The organism is Nonomuraea deserti, assembly GCF_004348685.1.
GTDB lineage: Bacteria > Actinomycetota > Actinomycetes > Streptosporangiales > Streptosporangiaceae > Nonomuraea > Nonomuraea deserti.
This window is the reverse complement of record NZ_SMKO01000099.1, coordinates 1-26038: the sequence shown is the minus strand read 5'-3', so window position 1 is coordinate 26038 and position 26038 is coordinate 1. Positions and strand designations below refer to the sequence as shown.

Genomic DNA, 26038 nt, shown 5'->3' with positions numbered 1-26038 from the left:
GCCGTGAGAGCCTGTAGACCGGACGTTCGGCAGAGGAGGGCCCCGACCAGGCGCGACTTCGGAGCGAAACGGACAGCCCGCGACACGCCGGACGTGCTTGCGGCGCGGTTAGTTGACCCGCCTGGAGCGTAACTCCTACTGTCCGTATCAATCCTCAGGTTGACATAAATCTAAATCTCAACCTGAGGTTGAGAGTTACCCGAACTGACAAAAAGCGGAGACGATCCGCACCGAAATGGCAAGTCAACGAGCGGAAAGGCCCCTCGTCGTGGCAGCACCGCAGAACTACCTCGCGGTCATCAAGGTCGTCGGCATCGGCGGCGGCGGAGTGAACGCCGTCAACCGGATGATCGAAGAGGGACTCAAGGGCGTCGAGTTCATCGCGATAAACACCGACGCCCAGGCGCTGCTGATGAGTGACGCCGATGTGAAACTCGACGTGGGCCGCGAGCTCACGCGCGGACTGGGCGCGGGCGCCAACCCCGACGTGGGGCGCAAGGCGGCCGAGGATCACCGTGAGGAGATCGAGGAGGTCCTCAAGGGGGCCGACATGGTCTTCGTCACGGCGGGCGAGGGCGGTGGCACGGGCACCGGCGGGGCGCCCGTCGTGGCCAACATCGCCAGGTCGCTCGGCGCGCTGACGATCGGCGTCGTGACCCGGCCGTTCAGCTTCGAGGGGCGGCGCAGGGCCTCGCAGGCCGAGGCCGGCATCGAGACGCTGCGCGACGAGGTCGACACCCTCATCGTGATCCCCAACGACCGCCTGCTGTCCATCTCGGACCGCCAGGTGAGCGTGCTCGACGCGTTCAAGGCGGCCGACCAGGTGCTGCTCTCCGGTGTGCAGGGCATCACCGACCTCATCACCACCCCCGGCCTGATCAACCTCGACTTCGCCGACGTCAAGTCGGTCATGTCGGGCGCCGGTTCGGCGCTCATGGGCATCGGCCACGCCCGCGGCGACGACCGCTCGGTGGCGGCGGCCGAGATGGCGGTCTCCAGCCCGCTGCTGGAGGCCAGCATCGACGGCGCCCACGGCGTGCTGCTGTCCATCGCGGGCGGCTCCGACCTGGGCCTGTTCGAGATCAACGAGGCCGCCCAGCTCGTGTCCATGGCGGCCGCGCCCGACGCCAACATCATCTTCGGCACGGTCATCGACGACGCCCTCGGCGACGAGGTGCGCGTGACGGTGATCGCGGCGGGTTTCGACGACGTGCCGACCGTGGCCGACAAGCCGGCGGCCCGTCCGGTGGGGCGTCCCGCCGCGCCGCCCGTGTCGTCTCCCGCCCGGCCGAGCGTCTCGGCGCCCAGCGTGAAGTCCGAGCCGCCTCCGGCGCGCCCTGAGCCGCGCGCTGAGCAGCGTTCGGAGCCGCGCGGGGACTTCAGGGCCGAGCCGCGCGCCGATCTCCGTCCTGAGGCCCGTTCAGAGCCGCGTACCGACTTCCGCCCTGAGCCGCGGCAGGAACCGCGCGCGGAGTTCAGGCCCGAGCCGCGTGCCGAGTTCCGGCCGGAGCCGCGGCAGGAGCCGCGCTCCGACTTCAGGGCCGAGCCGGCTCCGGAGCCGCGCCCCGAGTCCCGTCCGGAGCCGCGCCCCGAGCCGGTGCGGCCTGTGGAGCCCGCGCAGGCCTCCGAGCAGGACGCCGGGGAGGCCGTCGCCGACGAACCGTCCGGCCCCGTCTCCATCCCCCGGCCCACGCCGGAGCCCGCCAACCCGCCCACGCCCATCACCTCCCGCATGTCGGAGCCCGCCAAACGTCCGCGCGTGGTCTTCGAGGAGCAGGAGGAGGAGCTCGACGTCCCCGACTTCCTCAAATAGCCGGTCGCCTGACGCCGCTCCCCGAAGGGAAACGGGAGCGGCGCCGTCGTGTTCACGGCGGACGTGCCACAGGATCGGGAACGAGAGGAAGAGGCAGTGAGAAGGGACGAGATCGCGGCCGGGCTCGCCGAGGTCGAGACGCGCATCGCGGCGGCCTGCCAGGCCGTCGGGCGCGACCGCGGCGAGGTCACGCTGATCGCCGTCACCAAGACCAGACCCGCCGAGGACGTACGCATCCTGTGCGAGCTGGGCGTACGCGACGTCGGGGAGAACCGCGACCAGGAGGCCGCCCCCAAGGCGCGCGAGCTCGCCGATCTGCCGCTGACGTGGCACTTCGTGGGCCAGCTCCAGACCAACAAGGTCCGCTCCGTCGTCGGGTACGCCGACGTGATCCACTCCGTCGACCGCCTCAGGCTGGTGGAGGCGATCAGCAAGGAGGCGGTGCGCCAGGGCCGCACTGTCGGCTGCCTGCTGCAGGTCGCGCTCGACGACGACCCGGCCAGAGGCGGCGCGCGCCTGGGCGACGTGCTCGCGCTCGCCGACGAGGTGGCGCTCGCCGAAGGCGTGTGGCTGGGCGGCGTGATGGCGGTGGCCCCGCTGGGGGAGGAGCCGGCCAAGGCCTTCGCCGTGTTGCGGGAGGTGGCGACCCGCGTACAGGAGCAGCATCCCCGGGCGACGATGGTTTCAGCCGGTATGAGCGAAGACCTCACCGAGGCCGTCGCGTACGGCGCGACACACGTGCGGATCGGTACGGCGTTGCTCGGTCGTCGCAAGCCCTTCGTCAGGTAATGTCCCCTCAAGTGGGTCTTCAGGTCCATGACCGAGTAGAGGTCGATCAGCGGTGAGCTCCAGGGGGGTACGCCTACCGCCTCGGCGCCCGGAGACGGGCCCGAGCGAGTGCGACCATGAGCAGGAGGACGACGTAGCTATGGCCGGCGCGATGCGCAAGATGGCGGTCTACCTCGGTCTCGTGGAGGACGACCGCTACGAGAGATATGAGACCTACCCGGATGAGTACGCCTACGAGGACGACGTGCAGCGAACCGGCGAAGAGCGGCCTGTCGCGGTCCCGGACCGCGACGAGGACGCGGAGACCGGGGTGCCCGCGCCGCGGCCCGCGACGGCGATCGTGGAGCGCCGCACGACCGATCTCGCCCGCATCACGACCCTTCACCCCCGCACGTACAACGAAGCGCGTACCATAGGGGAGCACTTCCGGGACGGCACCCCGGTCATCATGAACCTGACCGAGATGGTCGACAGCGACGCCAAGCGCCTTGTGGATTTCGCGGCAGGTCTGGTCTTTGGCCTACATGGCAGCATTGAACGTGTTACGAACAAGGTGTTCCTGTTGTCCCCTGCCAATGTCGAGGTGACCGCCGAGGACAAGGCCCGAATCGCGGAACGCGGGTTCTTCAACCAGAGTTAGAGTCTCTGTATGTCTATCGCACCCAACCAGGTCTCGCCGAGACCGGGAGGGCACATCAGAAGTGGAGGCGCGGCCGGGCCGTGGGGATCGTCAGTCAGATCTTGGTCGTTGTCCTGTCTCTCTACCTGGTGCTGCTCATCGGCAGGATGATCTTCGAGACGGTGCAGGCTTTCGCTCGCCAGTGGCGCCCCACGGGCGTCGTCCTGGTGCTGGCGGAGGCCACATACACCGCAACAGACCCACCACTCAAGTTCCTCCGCCGTTTCATTCCCCCGCTCCGGTTGGGTACGGTGGCCTTTGACCTAAGCTTCACTGTCCTGTTCATCGTCGTGCTGATCCTGATCCAGATCGCGGGAGCGCTGCGCTGAACGGGCCGATGTCGTGCCGGTCGTGATCCAACTCGTGTCCGCGCTGAAGTGATTCGGGTTACCGTCCTCAGGACAGACTCCAAAGCGCGCCAAGGAGACCAAAAATGCCGCTGACGCCCGCTGATGTGCGGAACAAGCAGTTCAGTACCACCCGGTTGCGGCCGGGCTACGACGAGGAAGAGGTCGACGCCTTCCTCGACGAGGTGGAGGCTGAGCTCGACCGCCTGATCCAAGAGAACGAGGAGCTCCGCGCCAAGCTGGCCGAGTGCCTGCGGGGGAAGGTGCCGGGCGGCATGAACATGCCCATGGCCTCCGCCCCGGTCCAGGAGCAGCAGCCCAAGCCCGAGATGATGGCGCCGCCGCAGCCGGAGCCCATGCGGGCCCCCGAGCCGCCGCCGGTGCAGCAGCAGCCGGTCCCCGTGGCCATGAACATGCCTCCGGCGGAGGACAACATGGACACCGCGGCCCGCGTGCTCGCGCTCGCCCAGCAGACCGCCGACCAGGCGATCTCCGACGCCCGCCGGGAGGCGGACGAGACGGTGACCCGCGCCCGGCGCGAGGCCGACGAGATCCTCACCAAGGCCCGCCGCCAGGCCGAGCAGGTCATCGGCGACGCCAGGGCCCGCGCGGAGACGCTCGAGCGCGACGCCCAGGAGCGCCACCGCCAGGCGATGGGCTCGCTGGTGCAGACCCGCGACGAGCTCGAGCGCAAGGTCGAGGAGCTGCGCAGCTTCGAGCGCGAATACCGCAGCAGGCTCAAGCTCTACCTGGAAAACCAGCTCGCCGAGCTCAACGTCGCGGCCGAGGGCAGCGGCGGGTTCCCGGTGATGTCCGGCGGCCCGCAGGGTCAGGCCGCGGCGCCTGCCATGTCGCACGCCGTGCCTCAGGGAAGTGGCCAGCAGCCCCTGCCCGGTGGCCCCAACCCGTTCGGCGGCGAGGCTGCTCCGCAGGGCGCCTTCCCCGGCGGTGACGGTCCCCACAACGACCGCCGGTAAAGTACAGGGTCACTAGGACCTGTCACTCGAAAGAGCCCTCTGTGATCCTCATCAGTGCTGGTTTGGTGCTCGCGGCAGTGGTCTTGCTGATCGCGGGCTTCGTACTGGCGAAGCCGTTCCTGATCATGTGGTCCATCGTGGTCAGCGTGCTGTCCGCGCTGTTCCTGGTGATCGGGGCCTTCTTGCGGCGAAACGAGCTTTTTCCCGGTGGCGGGCAGGCCGCTGCGCCGGCCACCCCCCCGAAAGGGCTCACCCCGCCCGGCATGCCGTACACCCAGACCGGTGCCATGGCTCACCAGCCACCACCGCAACCCCAACCGCATCCGCATCCGCGTCCGCGGGCACCCCAGCGGACGGCGACGGTTCCCGCCGCTTCCGCCCCGCGCCGCCCGGCGGCCGGGGGCATCTCGCCGGATGCGATCGTGCTGGTGATCCCGGGGCGCAAGAGATATCACGTGCCCGGCTGCCGACAGCTCAGCGGCCGGCCCAACGAGGAGCTCACGTACGAGGAGGCGCGCGAGGAGGGCTTCACGCCCTGCACGACGTGCCTGCCCGACGCAGCGCTCGGCGGACGGCAGCTGCCGCCTGCCGCCGACCCCGAGCCCGCCGTCGCATCCGGCTCCGCCATCAGCGCGGAGAGCCGGGCGGAGAACTCCGCGGAGACCCGCGACCTACGTCCGCCGGTCGCCCCGCCGAAGCCCGACACGAAGGCTTCCACCCCCAGCCCGGAGCCCGCCGCCGCCCACGAGGAAGGCGCCGGGTGGTTCGGCCGCTCCGCCGCCCCCGACTCGGACGAGGAGCAGGCGGAGACCCAGACTTCTGTTTTCCGGCCGCACACGCTCAGGGCCGAGACGCCGCCTTCCAGCGCGCCGCCCGAGCCGTCGACCGGCAAGCCTTCCCCTGGCAAGGCCTCTCCCGGCCAGCCCGTGTCCAAGCCCGGGACCCCGCCAGGCACCCCCGCGAAGACGTCCGGCCAGTCCGCGCCCGCGAAGCCCGACGGCCCGTCCGGCCGGCCCGCCCCCGGCACGTCGCCCGCCCAATCCGCCCGCGCATCCGAGCAGCCCGGCGCCGGGTCGGGGCGGCCGAGCGGCGCACCCGAGCGCCCCGCGGGCAAGCCCGAGCGGGCCGCGGGAAAGCCGGCACAGGCCTCGGGCAGGCCGGTGCCGCCCGCCGAAGAGCAGGAATCGTCCGCGGAGTCGCCCGCGCGGACCCCGGGCAAGCCGGGGCAGTCCGCCGCGAGCCCGCAGCAGTCCGGTGGTAAGTCCGGGGTGAGTCCGCAGCAGTCCGGTGGTAAGCCGGGGCAGTCCGCCGCGAGCCCGCAGCAGTCCGGTGGCAGGCCGGGGCAGTCCGCGGGTGGCGCCAAGCGTCCTCAGGGCGCCACGGGTGGGGCGGAGGACGACGACTCCGCGGGTCCCGCGACCGCGCCCCAGCCCCGGGTGCCTTCCTCCGCCACGCCGGGCCGTCCGGGAGCGTCAGGGCCGTCGAAGCGTCCGTCCGAGGGTGCCGACACCTCCGCGACGGTGGGGCAGACCCTCATCCTGCCTGAGCGGCCCGCGTCCTCGGCCGAGTCGGAGGCCAAGCCCAAGGGGCCGCTGCCCACGGGCGCCACGGCCAGGTCCGAGGACCGTCCCTCGGGCGCGCCCGCCAAGCCCGGCACGGCCCCGAAGGCGGGAACACCCGCAGCAGGGGGAGGGCCCTCCGGCGCCGGCCCGAAGAACGCGACTTCCGGCACCGGCTCCAGGCCTGGCGCGCAGGGGACGGCTCCGGCGTCAGAGCCCTCCGACGGCGACCCCGGCACGCGCGCGGGCGGCTCTCCGGCTGCTCGCCCGCAACCGTCCGGCACCCCGCAGAAGGGCGCCCAGCCTGCCGGCAAACCACAACAAGGGCAGGGCGACCGAGGGCCGGGCCAGCCTCGCCAAGGGCAGAGTGCGCAGGATCCCGGCAATCCGTGGCAACGGCAGGGCGACCAGGAGCCGGGCAAGCCCCGGCAGGGTTCCCAGCCTTCCGGGGGTACACCCGCGAAGTCCCCGGCCGCCGGCTCCAAGTCTCCGGCCGCCGGTTCCACCGGTGAGGGCTCCGGGACGAGGACGGGCGACGAACCCAAGGGCGGCGACAGGCGCACGGTGAAGGTCATCGTCGGCACCCGCCGCTACCACAGCACCAACTGCCCGCTGATCAGAGGCGCGGGCGAGTCGGGGGTGGAGACGATGGCGATCGCCGCTGCCGAGGCGGCCGGGCTGACGAGCTGCTCGGTCTGCCAGCACGACCGCGAATCCGTCAGCTGACCGCCGACACCTCCCCGGCCCGTGAGCGCACGGCGCGGGCACCGGGTCGGTCGGCGGGTGCTGGACGAGCAGTCCACGGCCTGGAGCGCACGGCGCGGGCACCGGGTCGGTCGGCGGGTGCTGGACGAGCAGTCCACGGCCAGGAGCGCACGGCGCGGGCCCTGGAGGGGCGGGCGTGGCCGGGCCGTACGTGGCCCGGCCTGCCCCGTGTCAGATGCGGCGGAGCTGGAAGGTCAGCCCGAGGTCCTCGTCCGCGTGGGACGGCAGGCCGGCCGCGGTGCCGTCGGCGGCGCCCTCCGTGACCGACGTCGCCAGCACCTCCTCCGCCACGACCTGCCAGCCCGACCGCAACGCCGCGGCCAGGTCAGGCGAGGACGCGGTCCACCACAGCTCGATGCGGTCCGTGATGGACAGGCCGGTCGACTTGCGGGCCTCCTGCACCAGGCGGATGACCTCGCGCAGCAGACCCGCGCGGCGCAGGTCGTCGGTGAGCTCGAGGTCGAGGGCGACCGTCTCGCCCGTGCCCGTGCCGATCGCTCCGGTCTCCACCGCCCAGCCCGAGCGGGGCTGCTCGTTGACGATCACATCGTCGGGACCGAGCGTGACTTCGCCCAAGTCGCCCGCCTCCACCGTGACCGTGGAGCCCGAGCGCAGGGCCCTGGCCATGTGGGTGGGGTCGGCGGCGGTCACCGCGGCGGCCACGAGCTTGGTCTGGGAGCCGAACCGCTTGCCCAGGGCCCGGAAGTTGGGCTTGACGGAGTAGGACACCAGATCGGCGCTGAAGCCGGACATGTCCTCCAGAGCCTGGACGTTGAGCTCGTCGGCCACCAGGCCGCGCAGCTCGGCGGGCAGCGACGGCCAGCCGTGCGCGCCCACCAGGGCCCGGCGGAGCGGCTGCCGGGTCTTGACGCCCGACGAGGCGCGGGCCGAGCGGCCCAGCTCCACCAGCCGGCGAACCAGGGCCATCTGGTCCGACAGCGCCGGGTCGAGCAGGTCGTCACGCACTTCGGGCCACGAGGCCAGATGCACCGAGGAGGGCGCGTCTCCCGGCCGCAGGATGTCCCACAGGTAGTCGGTGACGAACGGCGTCACGGGTGCCATCAGCCGCAGCACCGTCTCCAGGCACTCGTACAGGGTGGCGAACGCGTCCTGCTCTCCCTGCCAGAAGCGGCGGCGGGAGCGGCGGACGTACCAGTTGGACAGGTCGTCGAGGAAGTCGGCCAGCCGCCGCCCGGCCCGCTGGGTGTCGTAGTCGTCGAGCGACGCCGTCACCTCGGCCACCGTGCGGTGCAGCTCGGCCAGCGCCCAGCGGTCGAGCAGCGGGCGCTCGGCCGCAGGTGTGGCCTCCCGCAGCCGGGACGGCGACCACGACTCGGCGTTGGCGTAGAGGGTGAAGAACGACGCGGTGTTCCAGAGCGTCAGCAGGACCTTGCGGACGATCTCCTCGAGGGTGTTGTGCCCCACCCGGCGCGAGGCCCACGGCGAGCCCGAGCAGGCCATGAACCAGCGCAGGGCGTCGGCGCCGTGCTGGTCCATCAGCGGGATCGGCTCGAGGATGTTGCCCAGGTGCTTGCTCATCTTGCGGCCGTCCTCGGCCAGGATGAGGCCGAGGCAGAGCACGTTCTCGTAGGAGGACCGGCCGAAGACGAGGGTGCCGACGGCCATCAGCGAGTAGAACCAGCCGCGCGTCTGGTCGGTGGCCTCGCAGATGAACTGCGCGGGGTAGACGCCCTCGGGCCTGCCGCGCTCGCCCCACTGCGCGAACGGCATGGAGCCCGAGTCGTACCAGGCGTCGATCACGTCGGGGACGCGCCGGGCCTCCGCGCCGCAGTCGGGGCAGGCGAAGGTCACGTCGTCGACGTACGGGCGGTGCGGGTCGAGGGCCGAGATGTCCTGGCCGGCCAGCTCGCCCAGCTCCTGCAGCGACCCGACGCACGTCACGTGGGACTCGTCGGCCGAGCACACCCACAGCGGCAGCGGCGTGCCCCAGTAGCGCGAGCGCGACAGCGACCAGTCGACGTTGTTGCGCAGCCACTCGCCGAACCGGCCCCATTTGATGGTGTCGGGATACCAGTTGGTCCTGGCGTTCTCGGCCAGCATCTGGTCCTTGACCGCGGTGGTGCGGATGTACCAGGACGGGAGCGCGTAGTAGAGCAGCGGGGTGTGGCAGCGCCAGCAGTGGGGGTAGCTGTGGTCGAAGTGGCCGCCGCGGAACAGCAGCCCGCGGGCGCGCAGGTCGTCGGTGAGCTCCTCGTCGGCGTCCTTGAAGAAGCGCCCGCCGACCATGGGCACGTCGTCGAGGAAGCGGCCGTCGGGGCCGATCGGGTTGACGATCGGCATGTCGTACCGCTTGATGACGGCCAGGTCGTCGGCGCCGAACGCGGGGGCCTGGTGGACCAGGCCGGTGCCGTCGTCGACGGTGACGTAGTCGCCGAGCACGACGTAGTGGGCGCCCGGGATGTCGACCAGGTCGAACGGGCGGGAGTAGGCGGTGTGCTCCAGCTCTCGCCCGGTGTAGCGGGCCACCTCGGTCGTGCCCTCGCCGAGCACGGACAGCAGCGGCTCCGCCACCACCAGCACCTCGCCGCCGGCGGTGCGGGCGGCGACGTAGGTCACGTCGGGGTGCACGGCGACCGCCGTGTTGGACACGAGCGTCCACGGCGTGGTCGTCCAGATCAGCAGCGCCGCGCCCAGGTCGGCCAGCGGGCCGGACGTGACGGGCATGCGGACGTAGACCGACGGGCTGGAGACGGTCTCGTAGCCGCCGGGCTGGCCCAGCTCGTGGTCGGACAGGCCGGTGCCGCAGCGCGGGCAGTAGGGGGTGATGCGGAAGTCGCGGAACAGCAGGCCCTTGTCGAAGACGACTTTCAGCGACCACCACACCGACTCGATGTAGGACGGGTCCATCGTCCGGTAGGCCTGGGACAGGTCGATCCAGTAGCCCATGCGCTCGGTCAGCTGCTCGAACGCGTCGACGTGCCGCAGCACCGACTCGCGGCACTTGGCGTTGAACTCGGCGATGCCGTACGTCTCGATGTCCTTCTTGCCGGAGAGGCCGAGCTCCTTCTCCACGCCCACCTCGACGGGCAGGCCGTGGCAGTCCCAGCCGGCCTTGCGCGGGACGCTGAACCCGCGCATGGACTTGTAGCGCGGGAAGAGGTCCTTGAAGACGCGCGCCTCGACGTGGTGGACGCCGGGCAGGCCGTTGGCGGTGGGCGGGCCCTCGTAGAAGACCCACGAGGGGTTGCCGGTGTTCTGCTCGACGGACCGCTCGAAGATCTTCCCGTCCCGCCAGCGGTCGAGGACCTCGCGCTCGAGCGCGGGCAGGTCGACCTGCGCGGGAAGAGAGCGGAATGTTGGGGACATCTCGGGCGTGACCTCCACGCTTGATCGGCCGGCTGGCTGGCGTGAAGGGACGAAGCCGTGCGGCTCCGCGGTACCACCCTTCTTGGCTCCGCGCTGTGGCGAGGCCCTCTTCATTTGCTCTGCTGCCGGGTCTAATGAGCTCGGACGAGCCGTTCTTCCGGCGGCTCCGGGGTGATATCCCTCACAGTCGGGCCCCATCAACGCCTTGCAGGTTCAAACCATAACGCAGAGTGGGGGTGAAGGCTTCCCGGTTCCCCTGGTGGGACGCGTTACGACCAAGGATGTCCCGACATGTCAGTCCGGAAGTCGTAAACGGCGACAAAGTTGTGGGAATGGACGCCGCTGAGGAGGAGTTGAATGCGCGAGGCGGGATAGTACGGGGGAGGTAAACCGTCCGGCGGGTCGTTTGCCGTTCCGTTATCCGGATCCTAAGCTGCCCGCACCATTAACGGCCTTGATCAGCAATGGGAGGCAGCCATGGCGGCAGTCACGCAGACCGCTACACCGTCGATGTGGTCGGACGAGGAGCTGGCCGAGGTACGCGGCAGGCTGCAGAGCGAGATCGACGAGCTCAACGCGGACATCCTCCGCCACGAGTCCGAGATAGCCTCTGGAGACGTCACCCAAGGAGCCGGCGACGACCAGGCGGACGCCGGCGCGAAGACGTATGAGCGCGAACGCGAGATCGCCCTTACCCTGAATGCGCGCGATCTGGTCGCGCAGAACGAACGTGCGATCGCCAGGATCGACGCAGGGACCTATGGAGTGTGCGAATCGTGCCACAAGCCGATCGGCAAGGAACGCCTTCAGGCGTTCCCGAGGGCGACGCTGTGCGTCAAGTGCAAGCAGAAGGAGGAACGCCGGTAGGCAGCCCACGCCGGCGCCTCTTCGCCGTCCTCATCGTGCTGGCGGCCGTGATCTACGCGGCCGACCTCGTCACCAAGACGGTGGTGCTGCGCACGCTCGAGGGCGAGGCGCCGCTGGTCGTCATCCAGGACGTCCTCCAGTTCCGGGTGATCTTCAACCCCGGGGCCGCCTTCAGCATCGGCACCGGGATGACGTTCATCTTCACCATCATCGCGGCCGGCGTGGTGGTCGCCATCGTGCGCACGGCCCGCAAACTGGGCAGCAGGGCCTGGGCGGTCACGCTCGGCCTGCTGCTCGGCGGGGCGTTCGGCAACCTCACCGACCGTCTCCTGCGCTACCCGTCGGGCATCGGGCGCCCCACGCAGTTCCAGGGGCACGTCGTCGACTTCATCGAGGTGCTCCCCGGGCACTTCCCCGTGATCGACTATTTCCCCGTCTTCAACGTCGCCGACTCCGCGATCGTCTGCGGCGGCATCCTGGCGGTGCTCCTGGCCTGGCGCAACGTGCAGATCGACGGCTCCAAGGAGGTGGCCGGGGATGACTGAGCAGCGGAGCCTGCCGGTCCCCGACGGCCTCGAGGGCGAGCGGCTCGACGCCGCCCTCTCGCGGTTGTTCGGCTTCTCCCGCACGCGCGCGGCCGAGCTGATCGTGGCCGGTGAGGTGCTGGTCGACGGCAGGCAACCGGCCAAGAGCGACCGGGTGCACGCGGGCGCCTGGCTCGACGTGACGATGCCGCCGCCGGTCACCACGCCCATGCCGGTCGCCGAGCCGGTGCCGGGCATGACGATCGTCCACGAGGACGACGACATCGTGGTGGTCAACAAGCCGATCGGGGTGGCGGCCCACCCGACCGTCGGCTGGACGGGCCCCACCGTGATCGGCGGGCTGATGGGGGCCGGGCACACGATCGCGACCAGCGGCGCCGCCGAGCGGCAGGGCATCGTGCACCGGCTCGACGCCAACACCACCGGCGCGATGGTGGTGGCCAAGAGCGAGCACGCCTACTCCCATCTCAAGCGCGCTTTCAAGGAACGCACGGTCGACAAGCGCTACCACGCGCTGGTCCAGGGGCACCCCGACCCGTTCAGGGGCACCGTCGACGCGCCCATCGACCGGCACCCGTCGGGCGACGGCAGGTTCGCCGTGGTGGCGGGCGGCAAGCCGTCGGTGACCCACTACGACACGATCGAGGCGTTCCGGGCGGCGTCGCTGCTGGACATCAAGCTGGAGACCGGACGTACCCACCAGATCAGGGTGCACATGTCGGCGCTGCGCCACCCGTGCGTCGGAGACCTGTTCTACGGCGCCGATCCCACGCTCGCGGCCAGGCTGGGCGTCACCCGGCAGTGGCTGCACGCGGTCGCGCTGGGGTTCGAGCACCCGGCGACGGGCGAGTGGATGTCCTTCGGCACCGACTACCCCCAGGACCTGCAGAAGGCCCTCGACATCGTCCGCGCCGAGTCCTGATCAGGACTCGGTCCCGCTCTCCTGGTTCTCGTCGGCCGCCGCCCCGGCGTCCTCGGACCCCTCGACCTGGCCGGGCGTCCGGCTGGGGCTCTCCACCTTCTCGTCCTTGCGCGGGTTCTCCGTCTTGCGCGGCTTCTTCGCGGACTCGGTGGGTTTGGGCGCACGCGTGGTACGGCCCCGTTCTTCGCTCGGAGTCCTCGGCCGCTCACGGGCCGTCGGCGGCGCCGGCGTCTCCCCGCTCGGCTCGGAGAGCGGGCCAGGCCTGGACACGGGGCCGCTCCGCGAGGACCGCTCCGGCGACGCCTCCTCCGACGGCGCCGCCGATGACGCCTCCTCCGTCGGCGTCGGGTCGCCCGGGGTCGTCACCACGGCGGGCACCTGCTGCTGTGCCGGGGCGTCATGCGGCCGGTGCGAGAGCCACGCCGTGCCGCCCGTGACGAGTCCCACGAGCAGCGCGCCTCCCGCGACCGCGGCCAGCTGCTGCCCGCGCCTCCGTCGCGCCGTCTCCGGGACCGCCGGTGGCGGCGCGCTTCCGCGCGTTCCCGGCGCGGCGAAGGGGCCCGTGGGCTCGGGTGCCTCGCCAGCGATGATCGCGGCCAGCCGCCGCTCGGACTCCTCCAGCGACATGCGCTCGGCCGGATTCTTGCGCAGCAGGCCGAGCAGTACGGGAGCCAGCGCCCCAGCGCGCGACAGCGGTTCCGGCTCGGCGTGCATGACCGCGCCCAGCGTGGCGAGGGCGTTCTCCCGCTGGAAGGGCGACTCGCCCTCCACGGCCAGATAGAGCGTCACGCCCAGCGCCCACAGGTCCGAGGCCGGTCCCGCCCGGCCGCCCGCGGCGCGCTCCGGCGCCATGTAGGCGGGCGTGCCGATCAGGATGCCCGTCCTCGTGACCGGGGCCTCGTCCTCCGTGGTCGCGATGCCGAAGTCGGTCAGCACCGCCCGGCCGTCCTTGGTGAGCAGTACGTTGTCCGGTTTGACGTCCCGGTGCAGCACGCCCGCCGCGTGGGCCGCGCGCAGCGCCTCCAGCAGTTGCAGCCCGATCCGGGCGGCCTGGAGCGGGGGCATCGGGCCGTCCTCGCGGATCGCCTCGCCGAGCGTGCGGGAGCGGACCAGCTGCATGACGATCCACGGGTGCCCGCGCTCCTCCAGGACGTCGTACACGGCGGCGACGCTCGGGTGCGCCACCCGCCCGGCGGCCCTGGCCTCGCGGAAGGTGCGTACGGCGAACACCTCGCGTTCGGAACCCGTCAGGTCGGGAGGCGGCAGGACCTCCTTGACGGCCACGTCCCTGCCGAGCACTTCGTCGTGCGCCTGCCACACCGTGCCCATGCCGCCCTGGCCGATCGTCCTGACCAGCCGGTACCGTCCACCGACCATCCCCGCTGCATCGGTCATGCACGAGCGACTACCCAGTAAAAATCCGGACAAGCGCGGTAATGACCGCCGCGACCGCCAGAACTACCAGGAACGGTGCACGCAGCAGCAGGGCGACCACCGCCGCGCCGAGACCCGCCGTACGGGCCGGGTCGAACCGCAGCCCGCCCTCCTCGGTGAACATCTGCACCGCGATCAGCGCCGCCAGCAGCGCCACCGGCACCAGCTCGGCGAACCTGCTCACCACCGGATGCTCCAGCACCCGCTGCGGCGCGGCCAGCCCGGCCAGCTTGAGCGCGTAGCAGCCGGCGCACAGGGCGGCGATGGCCCACCACAACGTCATCGGGCCATCACCACCAGAACCGCCGCGGCCGACAGCAGCACGGGGACGCCCGGCGGCAGGAACGGGGTCGCGCACAGGGCGATCACCGCCCCGGCGCCGGCAAGCAGGCGCAGCTCGGCGCTCTTCGCCAGGCGGGGCCACAGGATGGCCAGGAACGCGGCCGGGCCCACCACGTCCAGGCCCAGCATGTCGGGGTCGCCGAGGAACGACGTGCCGTACGCGCCCGCCAGGGTGGTGAGGTTCCAGGTGACGTAGAGGCTGGCGAACGTGGTCGCGAAGCCGGTGCGCGCCGCCTCCGGGGTCGGCTGGGCCAGGGAGACGGCCGTGGTCTCGTCGATCACGCCGTGCGCGGCGACCAGCCGGCGCGGCCCGCGCACCCGCAGCAGGTCGGCCAGGCGCAGGCCGTACAGGGTGTTGCGGCCGCCGAGCAGCAGCGCGCCGAGGGTGGCGGCCACCAGGTCGCCGCCGGCGCCCACCGCGCCCGTCAGCGCGAACTGCGAGGCGCCGGTGAACGTCAGCAGGCTCAGCACGCACGCCTGCGGCACGCTCAGGCCCGCGGTGACCGCCGCGGCGCCGAAGGCGAGCCCGGACAGCCCCACGGCCAGGCCCACGCCGAGGCCGTCCCGCACGGCGGCGGAACGGTGTGTTGTCTGTTCCATGCCGCCGAGGCTAGGCGTGGAGTCAAGCGCCGGTCTTGTACGTTCCTGCGGCGCGCTGGTAGGCGGCGGGCGGTACGCCCACGATGCGCTTGAAATGCCGGTTGAGGTGGGCCTGGTCGGTGAAGCCCACCTCGGCCGCCACCTGCGCGGGGCGTACTCCGGACAGCAGCAGCCTGCGCGCCTGGCGTACCCGGAGGGAGGTGAGGTAGGCGTGCGGCGGCATGCCCGTCGCGGCCTTGAACGCCCGCAGCAGCGCGAACGGCCGCGCCCCCACCGCGCCGGCGAGATCGTCGAGCGTCGGCGGGTCGACGAGGCTGCCGTGGAGCAGCTCGAGCGCATCCCGGACGGACCGCCTGCCCTCGGCGGGCAGGGCCGCGGCCGGCTTGGGCGCGGCGTGGCGCGTCAGGAGCCGGGCGAACAGCGTGCGGCTCAGCGTCGAGGCGGCCAGCGCGTTGCCGCGCTCGGCCGCCTGGTGCGCCCGCCCGAGCAGGGCCGCCACCTCGTCGTCGCGCACCACCTGCTCGGGGAAGTGCGGCGTCGCGTAGGGGGCGCCCAGCTCGGCGGCGATTCCGGTCAGCGCGTCGATCGACGGATAGAGCATGCGGTACGCCCACCCGCCGGGCGCGCCCGCCTGCCCGGTGTGCACCGAGTCGGGGTTGACCAGCACCAGCTCCCCCGTGCCTGCCCGGTGCAGGGTGCCGCGGTAGTCGAACTCCTCGACGCCGCCCACGATGACCCCGATGGCGTAGCCGTCGTGCACGTGCCGGGAGAAGCGGTGGGTGACGTAGCGGGCCTTGAGCAGGTCGGTCTCCGGCACTGCCGGGTGCCGCCAGAAGTGTGCCTGTTCCTTCATGGTCATTCGGGTCTGAACGTCTTCGCGAACGCCGCGAAGTAGTGCCGGTCACGCTGCCAGCGCGACTGGGTGGTTTCCCAGTACAGAGCGTACGGGCGGCCGTCCTCGGTGTGGAAACCGCGGTTGAGCACGTGGATGGTCAGGCCGTCGCGCTCCCGGGTGAACTCCCAGTCGGCGGCCTCGAGGCCGAGGAACCTCGTGGGGGTGATGCGGATGCGCTCATAGCCCTTGAACAGGTCCTTCGCCAGGATCTCCTTCTCCAGGCCGATCCAGTGCTCGCGCGGGTCGTCCCACGGGATGTCGGGGACGGTCCACTCGACGATCATCGTGCCGGACGCGCCGGGGCGGGAGAAGGAGACGCTGTCCCTGGTGGCGTGCTTCTCGGCCCTCCACTGCCGGGGCAGGGCGATCGAGAAGCGGCCCGCGGCGCTGGTGTACGTCCGCCAGCCCGCCGGCACCGCAGCTCTCGTGGGGTCCGGCTCAGTGGTCGGTTCAGGCGTGGGCGTGGGCGTCGCGGTGGGCTCGCCGCCTGTGGGGCCGGTCGTGGGGCCGGCCGTGGGGCCGGTCGTGGGGCCGGCCGTGGGTGTCGCCGTCCATCCGTCGGACAGCAGCGCGCCCGCCGTGCCCAGCACCGCCACCCCGATCACCGCCGCGGGCACCGCGATCCACCAGGTCCTGGCACGCTCACGCCGGCCGGCGGCGGTGGGATGCCGGTCCCCGGCGGGTGACCGGTCGCCGGTCGGCGTGCGGTCGCCGTCCGTCCGGCCGGGCGCTTCGGCCGGGCCGCCTGCCCGGCCGGGCAGGGCCGGGCCGCCTGCCCTGCCCGGCGCCGCGGGGCCGGGGGCCGCCGCCGGCCGGTCGGGTGCGCCGGCGGCGTCGTACAGGAGCCTGGCGGCCTCTTCCGCGGGCATCCTGGCGGTGGAGTTCCTGCGCAGCAGCCCCATGATGACCGGCTCCAGCGCTCCTGCCCGCTGCGGCGGCTCGGGCTCGTCACGCAGCACCGCCGCCACCGTCGCGGCCCACGAGTCGCGCTTGAACGGCGGCTCGCCCTCGACGGCCGCGTAGAGCGTCGCCCCCAGCGACCACAGGTCGGACTCGGGCCCGGCCGGATCGCCGTTCAGCCGCTCGGGAGGCATGTAGGCGGGCGTGCCCACCACGTTGCCGGTCGCCGTCAGCCCCGCCTCAGCCTCCAGCGAGGCGATGCCGAAGTCGGTGAGCACCACCCTGCCGTCGTCGGCCAGCAACACGTTCTCCGGCTTCACGTCGCGGTGCAGCACCCCGGTGGCGTGCGCGGCCCGCAGGGCGCCGAGCACCCGGCCGCCGATCACCGCGACCTGCCCCACGCGCAGCGGCCCGCTCTCGCGGATCACCTCCGCCAGGGAGCGGGAGGCGACCAGCTGCATGACGATCCACGGGCGGCCGTCCTCCTCGACGACGTCGTGGATGACGATCACCGACGGGTGGTCGAGGCGGCCCGCCGCCCTGGCCTCCCTGATGGTCCTGCGGGTGAGCTCGGCCCGCCGGGCGTCGCCGACGCCGGAGTAGCGGACCTCCTTGATCGCCACCGTGCGGTCGAGCAGCTGGTCGTAGGCTCGCCAGACCACGCCCATCCCGCCCTCGCCGAGGGGCTCGAGGAGGTGGTATCGGTTGCTGACCTGCCTTTCCACGCAGGGAAGCCTACTTCGCCGGTTTGAACGTCGCGCAGAACCCTTCGAAGAAGTCGTAGTCGGCCTTCCAGTGGCTGTTCAGGGTGTGCCAGTAGATCGCGTACGCCCGTCCGTTGTCGGTGGTGAAGCCCCGGTTGCGCACGCGGGTCTTGCCCGTGTTGGTGTTCCAGGTGAAGTCCCAGTCGGCCGCGGCCTTCATGTAGCTGAACTTCTCGGTGTCGACCTTCTTGATGTCGATCTTCTTGTAGCCACCGAAGTTGTGCTTGAGGTGCGGCTCCTGCTTCTTCCAGTCCTTGTACGGGTCACTGCCCGGCTTGGCCGCCTCTTCGATCATCAGATAGGCGTTGGACGCCGCGCCCGGCCCCTTGAACTTGACCTGCCTGCCGCCGCGGTCCCAGACGTCCCAGCCCTTGGGTAACCCGATGGAGAAGCCCAGTTCCTTGTCCTTGTACATCTTCCACCCGTCGGGCAGCGCGTTCGCCGTCTCGGTGGGCTCCGGCTCGGAGGTCGGGCTGCTGCCGGGACTCGGGGTGGGGTCCCCGGACGGGCTTTCCGACGGCGAGGCGCTCGGTGAGGCGCTCGGCGACGCCTGCTGGAGCGTCGCGGACGCGGAGGAGACCGGCCCGCCCGCCGTCTGGTCGTCGGGGACCGAGCGCAGGCCGAGGTAGCCGCCCACGCCGGCGACGAGAACGACCGCCGCGGCGGCCGCGACGACCATCCCGGCCCGCACCTGGCCCGGCCTCGCCGCGTCCACCGTCGGCTCCGCGGCCCGCCGGGGCTCCTCCGTCATGGGGGAGATCCGGGCGCCGGTCTCCGGCAGGGCCCGGGCCGCCGCTGCCGCCAGGGCCGGGTCGGTCGGGGTCTCGTCCACGGCCGGAGCGGGCGCCGGCCGCGGCCTGCTCGCCGACACGGGCGGGAACGGGACCTTGCGCGGTTTGGCTGGCGTACTGGCCGGCGGGGGCACGTCGAGCGGCTGGGCGGCGGGGAACTGCGCCGTCGGCGGCGGACTCGCCTGCGCGATGGCGGCGCGCAGCAGCCGCATCGTCTCCTCGTACGTGAGCCGCTGCACCGGCTCCTTCACCAGCAGCCCGCTGATCACCTCGGCGAGCGGGCCGGCGTGCGGCATGGGATCGGGATCGTCGGTGAGCACGGCGTGCATCGTGGCCAGCGCCATCCCCCGCTCGTGCGGGGAGCGGCCCTCCACGGCCGTGTACAGCGTGGCGCCCAGGGACCACAGGTCCGACTCGCGCCGCGCGGGCAGCCCCTTGAGCCGCTCGGGCGCGATGAACGCCGGGGTGCCCGCCAGCCCCGTCACCGTCAGCTGCGTCTCCGTCTCCAGCGTGGCGATGCCGAAGTCGGTCAGCACGACCCTGCCGTCGTCGGCGAGCAGCACGTTCTCCGGCTTGACGTCGCGGTGCAGCACACCCGCCTCGTGGGCGCGGTGCAGCGCGTCGAGCACGGCCAGGCCGATCTCGGCCACCCGCTTGGGCGGCAGCGGCCCGTCCTGCTTGATCACCGTGCCCAGCGAACGTGACTGGACGAGCTGCATGACGATCCAGGGCCTGTCATCCTCCTCGATCACGTCGTGTACGACGATCACGTTGGGATGCTCGAATCTCGCCGCCGCTCTCGCCTCGCGCATGGTGCGCCGGTTCAGCAGCTGCACCTCATCGCCCAAGGCGGCGGCGTACCTGACCTCCTTGACCGCGACCGTGCGGTCAAGGAGCTCGTCGTAGGCACGCCAGACGATGCCCATTCCGCCCCTGCCGATGGGTTCCTGCAGCTGGTAGCGGCCGGCGATGCGGCGTCCGTCCTGCTTGCGATCCGACATCAACGGCCTCAAACCCTCCTCTAGGCCAAGAAATACTCCCATAGGCAGGGATCAACGGCGACTCACCGGAGGGCCAGTCCGTCATGTGAGAAGCATTGTCCAGCAGGTGGAGGCATGGGTGTAAGGTTTCAGACATGACTTGTCGCTACGCGTTTATCGAGCCGGCTCCAGGAGGGCCGGTCGGCGGCTAGCGACCACCTGGAGTCGGCAGAGGCAGAGACGCCCCGTCTCTGCCTTTTTGGTTTTCCTGCCGGTTCCAGTGAGCCGGCCCGAGCGAGGGATCGAGATGTCATCGACCTTGGAACGGCACGCGGTGGCGGTGGGCGGGGTGCTCGTGGGCGAGGGGCCCGCCGTGGTGATCGACGGCCGGGTGAGCCTGCGGGAGCGCCACGGGCGGACGGACGCGCACGAGGTGCTGCGCGAGCGGGCCGCGCGGGCGGCTCCACTGCTGGTGGAGCCGCACTCGGCGGCCGACCTGCCGGCGATCGCCGCGCTCGCCGGCGCGGTGGTGGTGGGCTCGTCGTGGACGCGCGACATCCCGCTGGTGCGGGCGGCGGCGGGGCTGGGGCTGCCGGTCGTGGTGGAGCGACGGGCCTCGGGGACGCTGGAGGAGTGGCTGGGTCTGGCGGACTACTGCGCGGCCGAGGGGGACGGGCAGGTGATCCTCTGCGAGGGGCATTCGCTGGATCTGGGGCTGATGCGGGCCGCGCGGGTGGCGTCAGGGAGGCCGGTGCTCGCCGACGTCTCCCGCAATGTAGGGCTATCCGCTGCCGCGGTCGCGGCCGGCGCCGACGGCCTCCTCCTTCACGTCCCCGCGCCCTCCCCGAGCCCGGGCGGCCCGACCGCCGCCTCCGGCGCCGGCGCCGGAGGTCCCGGGAGGTCCGGCGGCGCTGCGGGCGCGCCAGGGTCCAGGAACGGTGAGATGGAGCCCGCGGGGCATGCGGGTGCGGCCGGTTCCGGCAACGGCGGGACGGGTCCTGCCGGGCGCGGGGGCACGTCCGGTTCCGGCAACGGCGGGGCGGCTGGTCCGGGGCACGCAGGCAAGGGCGAGCCGGCGGGGGTCAGGAGGGCCGGTTACGCGGGCGTCGTGGCGCGGGAGTTCGCGGCGGCAGGCGGAATCGGACTGCCGGGCGTGATGGCGGACCCCGGGGCGATCCCCGAAGCCGACCCGGAGGCGTCGCTGCGGGTGGCCGAAGAGGCCGTGACCGTCGTGGGCGCCCTGCTCCGTCCTGAGGCGCCCCTCACGCTGCCGGAGTGCAGGGACGCGATCGACCGGGTGGACGCCGCGCTGGCGACGCTGCTGGAGCGCCGAGCCGCGCTGGCGGGCGTCGTCCAGCGGATCAAGCCCGTCGGCGGCTTCGCCGGGCGCGACCTCGACCGGGAGCGCGCCCTCGTGAGGCGAATGGCGTCGCGCGCGCCGTCGCTGGGGGAGTCGCGGCTCGCTCCCATCATGAACGCCGTCATCGAGGCGGGCCTCCACCTGGCCGAGGAACGCGCCCGCGGCTGAGCGCACACCCTCGCCCTCCGCCGCCCGCTTCCGCGGTGTCCGCCCGCTTCCGCGGTGTCCGCCCGCTTCCGCGGTGCCCGCCCGTCTCCGCGTTCCCGTCGCGCCCCTGGCCGCGTTCTGCGCTCGCGGGATCCACGGGCGGCCGGTCGCTTGCCGGGAATGGCGCTGGCCGCTCTGGCAGGGTGGTGGCGGTAAGCACCGGGCCGGTCCGCCGACCCGCCGCGCGGGTGCGTGACGGGGTCAGGGGGTCGTGAGGCGGACGTTGTGCATCGGCCGGCCGGGACCCTTGGCGATCTGGCGGGTGATGAGGTCGGCGAAGCGGCGGTAGCCCGCGCCCGTCGGGTGGTAGCTGCGGGCGTTGACCCGAAGATCGCCCATGTCCACGTGCAACCCGTTGAGATACGGCTGGGGCCGTCCCACCTCGTGCCCGGTGAAGGCGTCGTAAGCGTCCACGTACTCCACGCTGCCGGGCGCCTCGAAGGCGGCGAGCATGCGGTCGAAGCCGGCGGCCACCGCGCCCACCGTGTCGTTGAGGCGGCGCGTCATGCCGTTGAGCCACCGCTGGTCCTGCGGGCTGAGGTTGTCGACGGTGCGCACCGGGTTCGCCGGGAACGGCCGCGGGTAGCCGAGGACGATGACGCGGGCGCCCGGCGCGCGTACGCGCAGCTCCCTGAGGACCGTGAGGACGCTGGAGCGCAGCTCCTCGATGCGGCGGTTGACGGCGGCCGCCTGCTCGACGCAGGCCGACGAGCCGGGCAGCTTGACGATGCAGCCCGTGAGCACCTTGGTGAAACCGGCGTCGTTGCCGCCGATGCTGAGCGTCACCAGGCTGGTCGCCGGGCTGACGCGGCTGACCTGGGATTGCCGGCCGTGCTGGCCCGATAAGAGGTCGGTCGTGGTGGCGCCGCTGCAGGCGAAGAAGGCGGTTCCGCCGCCGAACCGGTAGGCCTTGGCCACGAGCGGCACGTACGAGCCCGTCGCGCGGTGGCAGCGGTCGGCGCCGTCGTTGACCGGCTGCTCGTCCAGGTCGTAGACGCCCTCACCGGAGGAGTAGGAGTCGCCGAGCGCGACGTATGCGCCGCTCCGCGCCACCTCCACGGGCGTCAGCCGGGTCACCTGCGGCAGTCGGCCGGGCGCCTCCCGGGCGGTGGAGCAACCCGTGTCCAGCACGGCGCAGGCCAGCTTCTCGAAGACGCCCAGCGGCAAGCAGGCCAGGGCCAGCGCGACGCCGAGCGCGGCCGCGGCGACGGTCTGGGCGATCCTCCGCTTCGCCTCGTCCAGCGTGCCCTCCCCGAACGACCACTCCAGCATGCGCCATCGAGCCTACCCATCCGGTGATCCATCCGGGCGGCCCGCGCGGCCCGATATCCTGGCAGGGCGACGCGGTGGCGGGCCAGGGCCCCGGAGTGTCGGCCGGGACCACTAAAGTCGGATCGCACAACCCGTCGAGGCAGGGAGGCGCCGCTCCATGTCGTCCAGCGACTCGTTCGTCCATCTGCACGTACACACCGAATATTCGATGCTGGACGGGGCCGCCCGCCTCAAGCAGATGTTCAAACAGGTCGGCGACCTGGGCATGCCGGCGATCGCGATCACCGACCACGGCAACATGCACGGCGCCTACGACTTCTACAAGCAGGCCACCGGCGCCGGCATCAAGCCGGTCATCGGCATCGAGGCCTACGTCGCGCCCGAGCTGCGCCACAACAAGAAGCCCGTGCTGTGGGGCGAGCCGCACCAGAAGAGGGACGACGTCTCGGCGGGCGGCTACTACACCCACATGACGATCTGGGCGCGCAACAAGACGGGTCTGCACAACCTGATGCGGTTGTCGTCACGCGCCTACACCGAGGGGTTCGTCCGCAAGTGGGCGCGGATGGACGCCGAGATCCTCGCCGAGCACGCCGACGGCCTGATGGCCACCACGGGGTGCCCGTCGGGCGAGGTGCAGACGAGGCTGCGGCTCGGCCAGTACGACGAGGCGCTCAAGGCCGCCGCGAAGTTCCAGGACATCTTCGGCAAGGACAACTTCTACCTGGAGATCATGGACCACGGCCTCGACATCGAGCGCCGGGTCCGCGACGGGCTGACCAGGATCAGCAGAGAGCTCGACATCCCGCCCCTGGTCACCAACGACTCCCACTACACCTACGAGTCCGACGCCGCCTCCCACGACGCCCTCCTGTGCATCCAGACCGGCAAACAGCTGTCCGACCCCGACCGGTTCCGCTTCGACGGCAGCGGCTACTACATCAAGACCGCCGACGAGATGCGCGCGGTCGACTCCTCCGACCTGTGGGCCGAGGGCTGCCGCAACACGCTGCTGGTCGCCGAGAAGGTCGACCCGGCCGGGTTCTTCGAGTTCAAGAACCTCATGCCGACCTACCCCATCCCGGAGGGGATGACGGAGCAGCAATACTTCCGCCAGGAGGTGTGGAAGGGCCTCGAGCGGCGCTTCCCCGGGGGCGTCGACGAGGAGCACCGCGCCTGGGCGGAGAAAGAGCTGGGCGTCATCATCCAGATGGGGTTCCCGAGCTACTTCCTCGTGGTCGCCGACTTCATCATGTGGGCGAAGAACAACGGCATCCGCGTCGGCCCCGGCCGTGGGTCCGCGGCCGGTTCGCTGGTGGCGTACGCGCTGGGCATCACCGACCTCGACCCCATCCCGCACGGCCTGATCTTCGAGCGGTTCCTCAACCCCGAGCGCGTGTCCATGCCCGACGTCGACATCGACTTCGACGAGCGCAGGCGCGGTGACGTGATCCGCTACGTGACCGAGAAGTGGGGCGCCGACAAGGTCGCCATGATCGCCACATTCGGCACCATCAAGGCGAAGGCCGCCATCAAGGACGCCGGCCGCGTCCTGGGCTATCCCTACGCGCTCGGCGACCGCGTCTCCAAGGCGTTCCCGCCGGCCGTCATGGGCAAGGACATCCCGCTGTCGGGCATCTTCGACAAGGATCACCCGCGCTACGCCGAGGCCGGCGAGCTGCGCAAGCTCTACGAGGAAGACGTCGACGTCAAGGCGACGATGGACCTCGGCAAGGGCCTGGAGGGCCTGATCCGGCAGACCGGCGTGCACGCCGCCGGCGTGATCATGTCGGCCGAGGTGCTGACCGACTACATCCCGATCATGCGCCGCGACTCCGACGGCGCGATCATCACGCAGTTCGACTATCCGACCTGCGAGACGCTGGGCCTGCTGAAGATGGACTTCCTGGGCCTGCGCAACCTCACGATCATCGACGACTGCCTGAAGATGATCGAGTCGACCAGCGGCGAGAAGATCGACCTGCTCGAGCTGCCGCTCGACAACCGCAAGGCGTACGAACTCCTGGCGCGGGGCGACACGCTGGGCATCTTCCAGCTCGACGGCGGCGGCATGCGCTCGCTGATGCGGCTCATGCGCCCCGACAACTTCGAGGACATCTCCGCCGCCCTCGCGCTCTACCGGCCCGGCCCGATGGGCGCCAACTCCCACACCAACTACGCGCTGCGCAAGAACGGCCAGCAGGAGATCACCCCGATCCACCCCGAGCTCGAGGAGCCGCTCAAGGAGATCCTCGACACGACCTACGGCCTGATCGTCTACCAGGAGCAGGTCATGGCCATCGCCCAGAAGGTCGCCAACTACTCGCTGGGCGGCGCCGACCTGCTGCGGCGGGCGATGGGCAAGAAGAAGAAGGCCGAGCTGGACAAGCAGTTCGTGACCTTCGAGAAGGGCATGCAGGACAACGGCTTCTCCGCCGCGGCCATCAAGGCACTCTGGGACATTCTGCTGCCGTTCTCCGACTACGCCTTCAACAAGGCCCACACCGCCGGCTACGGCCTCGTCGCCTACTGGACCGCCTACCTCAAGGCCAACCACCCGGCCGCCTACATGGCCGCGCTGCTGTCCTCGGTGAAGGACGACAAGGACAAGTCGGCCCTCTACCTCAACGAGTGCCGCCGCATGGGCATCAAGGTGTTCCCGCCGGACGTCAACGACTCCGACTTCGACTTCACCCCGCGCGGCACCGACATCCGGTTCGGTCTGTCGGCCATCCGCAACGTCGGCGCCAACGTCGTCGACGGCATCATCGTCGCCCGCAGGGAGAAGGGCCGCTTCGCCGACTTCAAGGACTTCCTGCGCAAGGTGCCGGCCATCGTCTGCAACAAGCGGGTCATCGAGTCGCTGATCAAGGCGGGAGCGTTCGACTCGCTCGGCCACGTGCGCAAGGGCCTGGTCATGGTGCACGAACCAGCCGTCGACGCGATCATCGACATCAAGAAGAACGAAGCCATCGGCCAGGACTCCCTCTTCGGGGCGATCGAGGGCGGCGAGGACCAGACCTTCGACGTGCAGATCCCGCTGGGCGAGTGGGACAAGACCACGCTCCTGCAGTTCGAACGCGAGATGCTCGGCCTCTACGTGTCCGACCACCCGCTGTTCGGCGTCGAGCACATCCTCGCGGCGGGAGCCGACTGCTCGATCGCCGCCGTCCAGGACGAAAGCCGCTCCGACGGGCAGGTGGTGACCGTGGGCGGCATCCTGAGCGGGGTGCAGCGCAAGGTGACCAAGAAGGGCGACACCTGGGTGCTGACCCAGCTGGAGGACCTCGCGGGCTCGATCGAGGTGATGATCTTCCCGTCCGCCTACCAGCTCTGCTCGACGATCCTGGCCGAGGACGCCATCGTGTTCGTCAAGGGGCGCATCGACAAGCGCGAGGACGTCGCGAAGATCATCGCCATGGAGGTGACGGCCCCCGACCTGACCCAGGAGGCGGGCGGGCCGCTGCTGGTGAGCCTGCCCCTGACCCGCTGCACACCACCTGTGGTGGGGCGGCTGAAGGAGATCCTGACGACGCATCCGGGGACGTCCGAGGTGCACCTGCAGGTGCACAACGGGCCCAAGACGACGGTGATGCGCGTCGACGACCGCCTCCGCGTGACCCCGTCCCCCGCCCTCATGGGCGACCTGAAGGAGCTGCTCGGCCCGGCCTGCCTGGGCGCCTGACCGGGTCTCCTCCCCGTGAGGCTCCGCTCCTTTCCTTCCTTTACGGCTCCGCACGGGAGGGCCCACCCGACGCACGCGGCCGGGCCCCGTCCAGGGTGACGCTCACCGGGTGTGCGTGGCGAGGCGCCGTGACGCGCGCCCCGTGGGCCGTCCACGCGCGCCACTTCGCAGGGCAGCAGCGCGTTGTCCGGCCCTTCCTGTAGCCACCCGCCACCCGC

General features: G+C 71.5%; 19 protein-coding genes. 11 read left to right on the top strand and 8 right to left on the bottom strand.

The window, feature by feature from the left end:
- The first annotated feature begins 268 nt into the window (after positions 1–268).
- The 6 genes from ftsZ to E1292_RS29705 all read left to right on the top strand — a co-directional run bounded on the left by ftsZ (position 269) and on the right by E1292_RS29705 (position 6890).
- Positions 269–1813 carry a cell division protein FtsZ gene (gene ftsZ, locus E1292_RS29730; protein ID WP_132598853.1) on the top strand — a complete coding sequence of 515 codons (1545 nt, stop codon included), beginning with the start codon at positions 269–271 and terminating at the stop codon, positions 1811–1813.
- A 96-nt stretch (positions 1814–1909) separates the two neighbouring features.
- Positions 1910–2602, top strand: coding sequence for a YggS family pyridoxal phosphate-dependent enzyme (locus tag E1292_RS29725; protein WP_132598851.1), 693 nt, complete (start codon positions 1910–1912; stop codon positions 2600–2602).
- A 139-nt stretch (positions 2603–2741) separates the two neighbouring features.
- Positions 2742–3242: a cell division protein SepF gene (locus E1292_RS29720; protein WP_132598849.1), complete on the top strand. Its 501-nt coding sequence runs from the start codon at positions 2742–2744 to the stop codon at positions 3240–3242.
- A gap of 80 nt (positions 3243–3322) precedes the next feature.
- The gene (locus E1292_RS29715) at positions 3323–3610 is read left to right on the top strand and encodes a YggT family protein (protein ID WP_132331012.1); all 288 of its coding nucleotides are present in this window, start codon (positions 3323–3325) and stop codon (positions 3608–3610) included.
- A gap of 104 nt (positions 3611–3714) precedes the next feature.
- Positions 3715–4605, top strand: a complete 891-nt coding sequence (locus E1292_RS29710) for a DivIVA domain-containing protein (RefSeq protein ID WP_132598847.1) — start codon at positions 3715–3717, stop codon at positions 4603–4605.
- Between the two features lie 41 nt (positions 4606–4646).
- Positions 4647–6890 (top strand): hypothetical protein, encoded by a 2244-nt coding sequence (locus E1292_RS29705; protein ID WP_132598845.1) that lies wholly within the window; start codon positions 4647–4649, stop codon positions 6888–6890.
- 210 nt (positions 6891–7100) lie between these two features.
- On the opposite strand, the gene ileS is transcribed toward E1292_RS29705, so the two are convergent.
- On the bottom strand, positions 7101–10256 hold the full coding sequence (gene ileS, locus E1292_RS29700; protein WP_132598843.1) for an isoleucine--tRNA ligase: 3156 nt from the start codon (positions 10254–10256) through the stop codon (positions 7101–7103).
- A 477-nt stretch (positions 10257–10733) separates the two neighbouring features.
- Between ileS and E1292_RS29695 the strand changes: the two genes are divergently transcribed.
- The 3 genes from E1292_RS29695 to E1292_RS29685 are packed head-to-tail and all read left to right on the top strand — an operon-like array spanning position 10734 to position 12590.
- On the top strand, positions 10734–11123 hold the full coding sequence (locus E1292_RS29695) for a TraR/DksA family transcriptional regulator (RefSeq protein ID WP_132598841.1): 390 nt from the start codon (positions 10734–10736) through the stop codon (positions 11121–11123).
- 35 nt (positions 11124–11158) lie between these two features.
- Positions 11159–11668, top strand: a complete 510-nt coding sequence (locus E1292_RS29690; protein ID WP_181958313.1) for a signal peptidase II — start codon at positions 11159–11161, stop codon at positions 11666–11668.
- On the top strand, positions 11661–12590 hold the full coding sequence (locus tag E1292_RS29685) for an RluA family pseudouridine synthase (RefSeq protein ID WP_132598837.1): 930 nt from the start codon (positions 11661–11663) through the stop codon (positions 12588–12590). The genes E1292_RS29690 and E1292_RS29685 overlap by 8 nt, the downstream gene beginning before the upstream one ends.
- Here E1292_RS29685 and E1292_RS29680 read toward each other — a convergent pair whose 3' ends face one another.
- From E1292_RS29680 to E1292_RS29655, 6 genes are read right to left on the bottom strand one after another with little or no spacing between them, the layout of a single operon-like run.
- Entirely contained in the window at positions 12591–13985 is a 1395-nt protein-coding gene (locus tag E1292_RS29680) for a serine/threonine-protein kinase (protein WP_132598835.1), read from the bottom strand.
- A gap of 10 nt (positions 13986–13995) precedes the next feature.
- Positions 13996–14307 carry an AzlD domain-containing protein gene (locus E1292_RS29675; RefSeq protein ID WP_132598833.1) on the bottom strand — a complete coding sequence of 104 codons (312 nt, stop codon included), beginning with the start codon at positions 14305–14307 and terminating at the stop codon, positions 13996–13998.
- Complete coding sequence (locus E1292_RS29670; RefSeq protein WP_132598831.1) at positions 14304–14966, bottom strand: AzlC family ABC transporter permease; 663 nt, start codon at positions 14964–14966, stop codon at positions 14304–14306. The genes E1292_RS29675 and E1292_RS29670 overlap by 4 nt, the downstream gene beginning before the upstream one ends.
- Before the next feature lie 22 nt (positions 14967–14988).
- Positions 14989–15819, bottom strand: a complete 831-nt coding sequence (locus E1292_RS29665) for an AraC family transcriptional regulator (protein WP_181958312.1) — start codon at positions 15817–15819, stop codon at positions 14989–14991.
- Positions 15820–15821: 2 nt separating this feature from the next.
- Positions 15822–17486 carry a serine/threonine-protein kinase gene (locus E1292_RS29660; protein ID WP_132598829.1) on the bottom strand — a complete coding sequence of 555 codons (1665 nt, stop codon included), beginning with the start codon at positions 17484–17486 and terminating at the stop codon, positions 15822–15824.
- 10 nt (positions 17487–17496) lie between these two features.
- Positions 17497–19317 (bottom strand): serine/threonine-protein kinase, encoded by a 1821-nt coding sequence (locus E1292_RS29655; protein ID WP_165974801.1) that lies wholly within the window; start codon positions 19315–19317, stop codon positions 17497–17499.
- Positions 19318–20503: 1186 nt separating this feature from the next.
- Between E1292_RS29655 and E1292_RS29650 the strand changes: the two genes are divergently transcribed.
- Positions 20504–20824 (top strand): chorismate mutase, encoded by a 321-nt coding sequence (locus tag E1292_RS29650; RefSeq protein WP_439331911.1) that lies wholly within the window; start codon positions 20504–20506, stop codon positions 20822–20824.
- A gap of 240 nt (positions 20825–21064) precedes the next feature.
- Here the strand turns inward: E1292_RS29650 and E1292_RS29645 are convergent, their stop codons facing one another.
- On the bottom strand, positions 21065–22135 hold the full coding sequence (locus E1292_RS29645; protein WP_132598825.1) for an SGNH/GDSL hydrolase family protein: 1071 nt from the start codon (positions 22133–22135) through the stop codon (positions 21065–21067).
- Between the two features lie 157 nt (positions 22136–22292).
- Between E1292_RS29645 and dnaE the strand changes: the two genes are divergently transcribed.
- The gene (gene dnaE / locus E1292_RS29640; protein WP_132598823.1) at positions 22293–25820 is read left to right on the top strand and encodes a DNA polymerase III subunit alpha; all 3528 of its coding nucleotides are present in this window, start codon (positions 22293–22295) and stop codon (positions 25818–25820) included.
- Positions 25821–26038 lie beyond the last annotated feature (218 nt).

Bases quoted from the DNA above. Each gene is read 5' to 3' on its own strand.
- E1292_RS29695 (WP_132598841.1), top strand. From the start codon at position 10,734: ATGGCGGCAGTCACGCAGACCGCTACACCGTCGATGTGGTCGGACGAG.
- E1292_RS29670 (WP_132598831.1), bottom strand. From the start codon at position 14,966: ATGGAACAGACAACACACCGTTCCGCCGCCGTGCGGGACGGCCTCGGC.
- E1292_RS29655 (WP_165974801.1), bottom strand. From the start codon at position 19,317: ATGTCGGATCGCAAGCAGGACGGACGCCGCATCGCCGGCCGCTACCAG.
- dnaE (WP_132598823.1), top strand. From the start codon at position 22,293: ATGTCGTCCAGCGACTCGTTCGTCCATCTGCACGTACACACCGAATAT.
- ileS (WP_132598843.1), bottom strand. From the start codon at position 10,256: ATGTCCCCAACATTCCGCTCTCTTCCCGCGCAGGTCGACCTGCCCGCG.
- E1292_RS29675 (WP_132598833.1), bottom strand. From the start codon at position 14,307: ATGACGTTGTGGTGGGCCATCGCCGCCCTGTGCGCCGGCTGCTACGCG.
- E1292_RS29685 (WP_132598837.1), top strand. From the start codon at position 11,661: ATGACTGAGCAGCGGAGCCTGCCGGTCCCCGACGGCCTCGAGGGCGAG.
- E1292_RS29680 (WP_132598835.1), bottom strand. From the start codon at position 13,985: ATGACCGATGCAGCGGGGATGGTCGGTGGACGGTACCGGCTGGTCAGG.
- E1292_RS29645 (WP_132598825.1), bottom strand. From the start codon at position 22,135: ATGCTGGAGTGGTCGTTCGGGGAGGGCACGCTGGACGAGGCGAAGCGG.
- E1292_RS29710 (WP_132598847.1), top strand. From the start codon at position 3,715: ATGCCGCTGACGCCCGCTGATGTGCGGAACAAGCAGTTCAGTACCACC.
- E1292_RS29720 (WP_132598849.1), top strand. From the start codon at position 2,742: ATGGCCGGCGCGATGCGCAAGATGGCGGTCTACCTCGGTCTCGTGGAG.
- E1292_RS29665 (WP_181958312.1), bottom strand. From the start codon at position 15,819: ATGAAGGAACAGGCACACTTCTGGCGGCACCCGGCAGTGCCGGAGACC.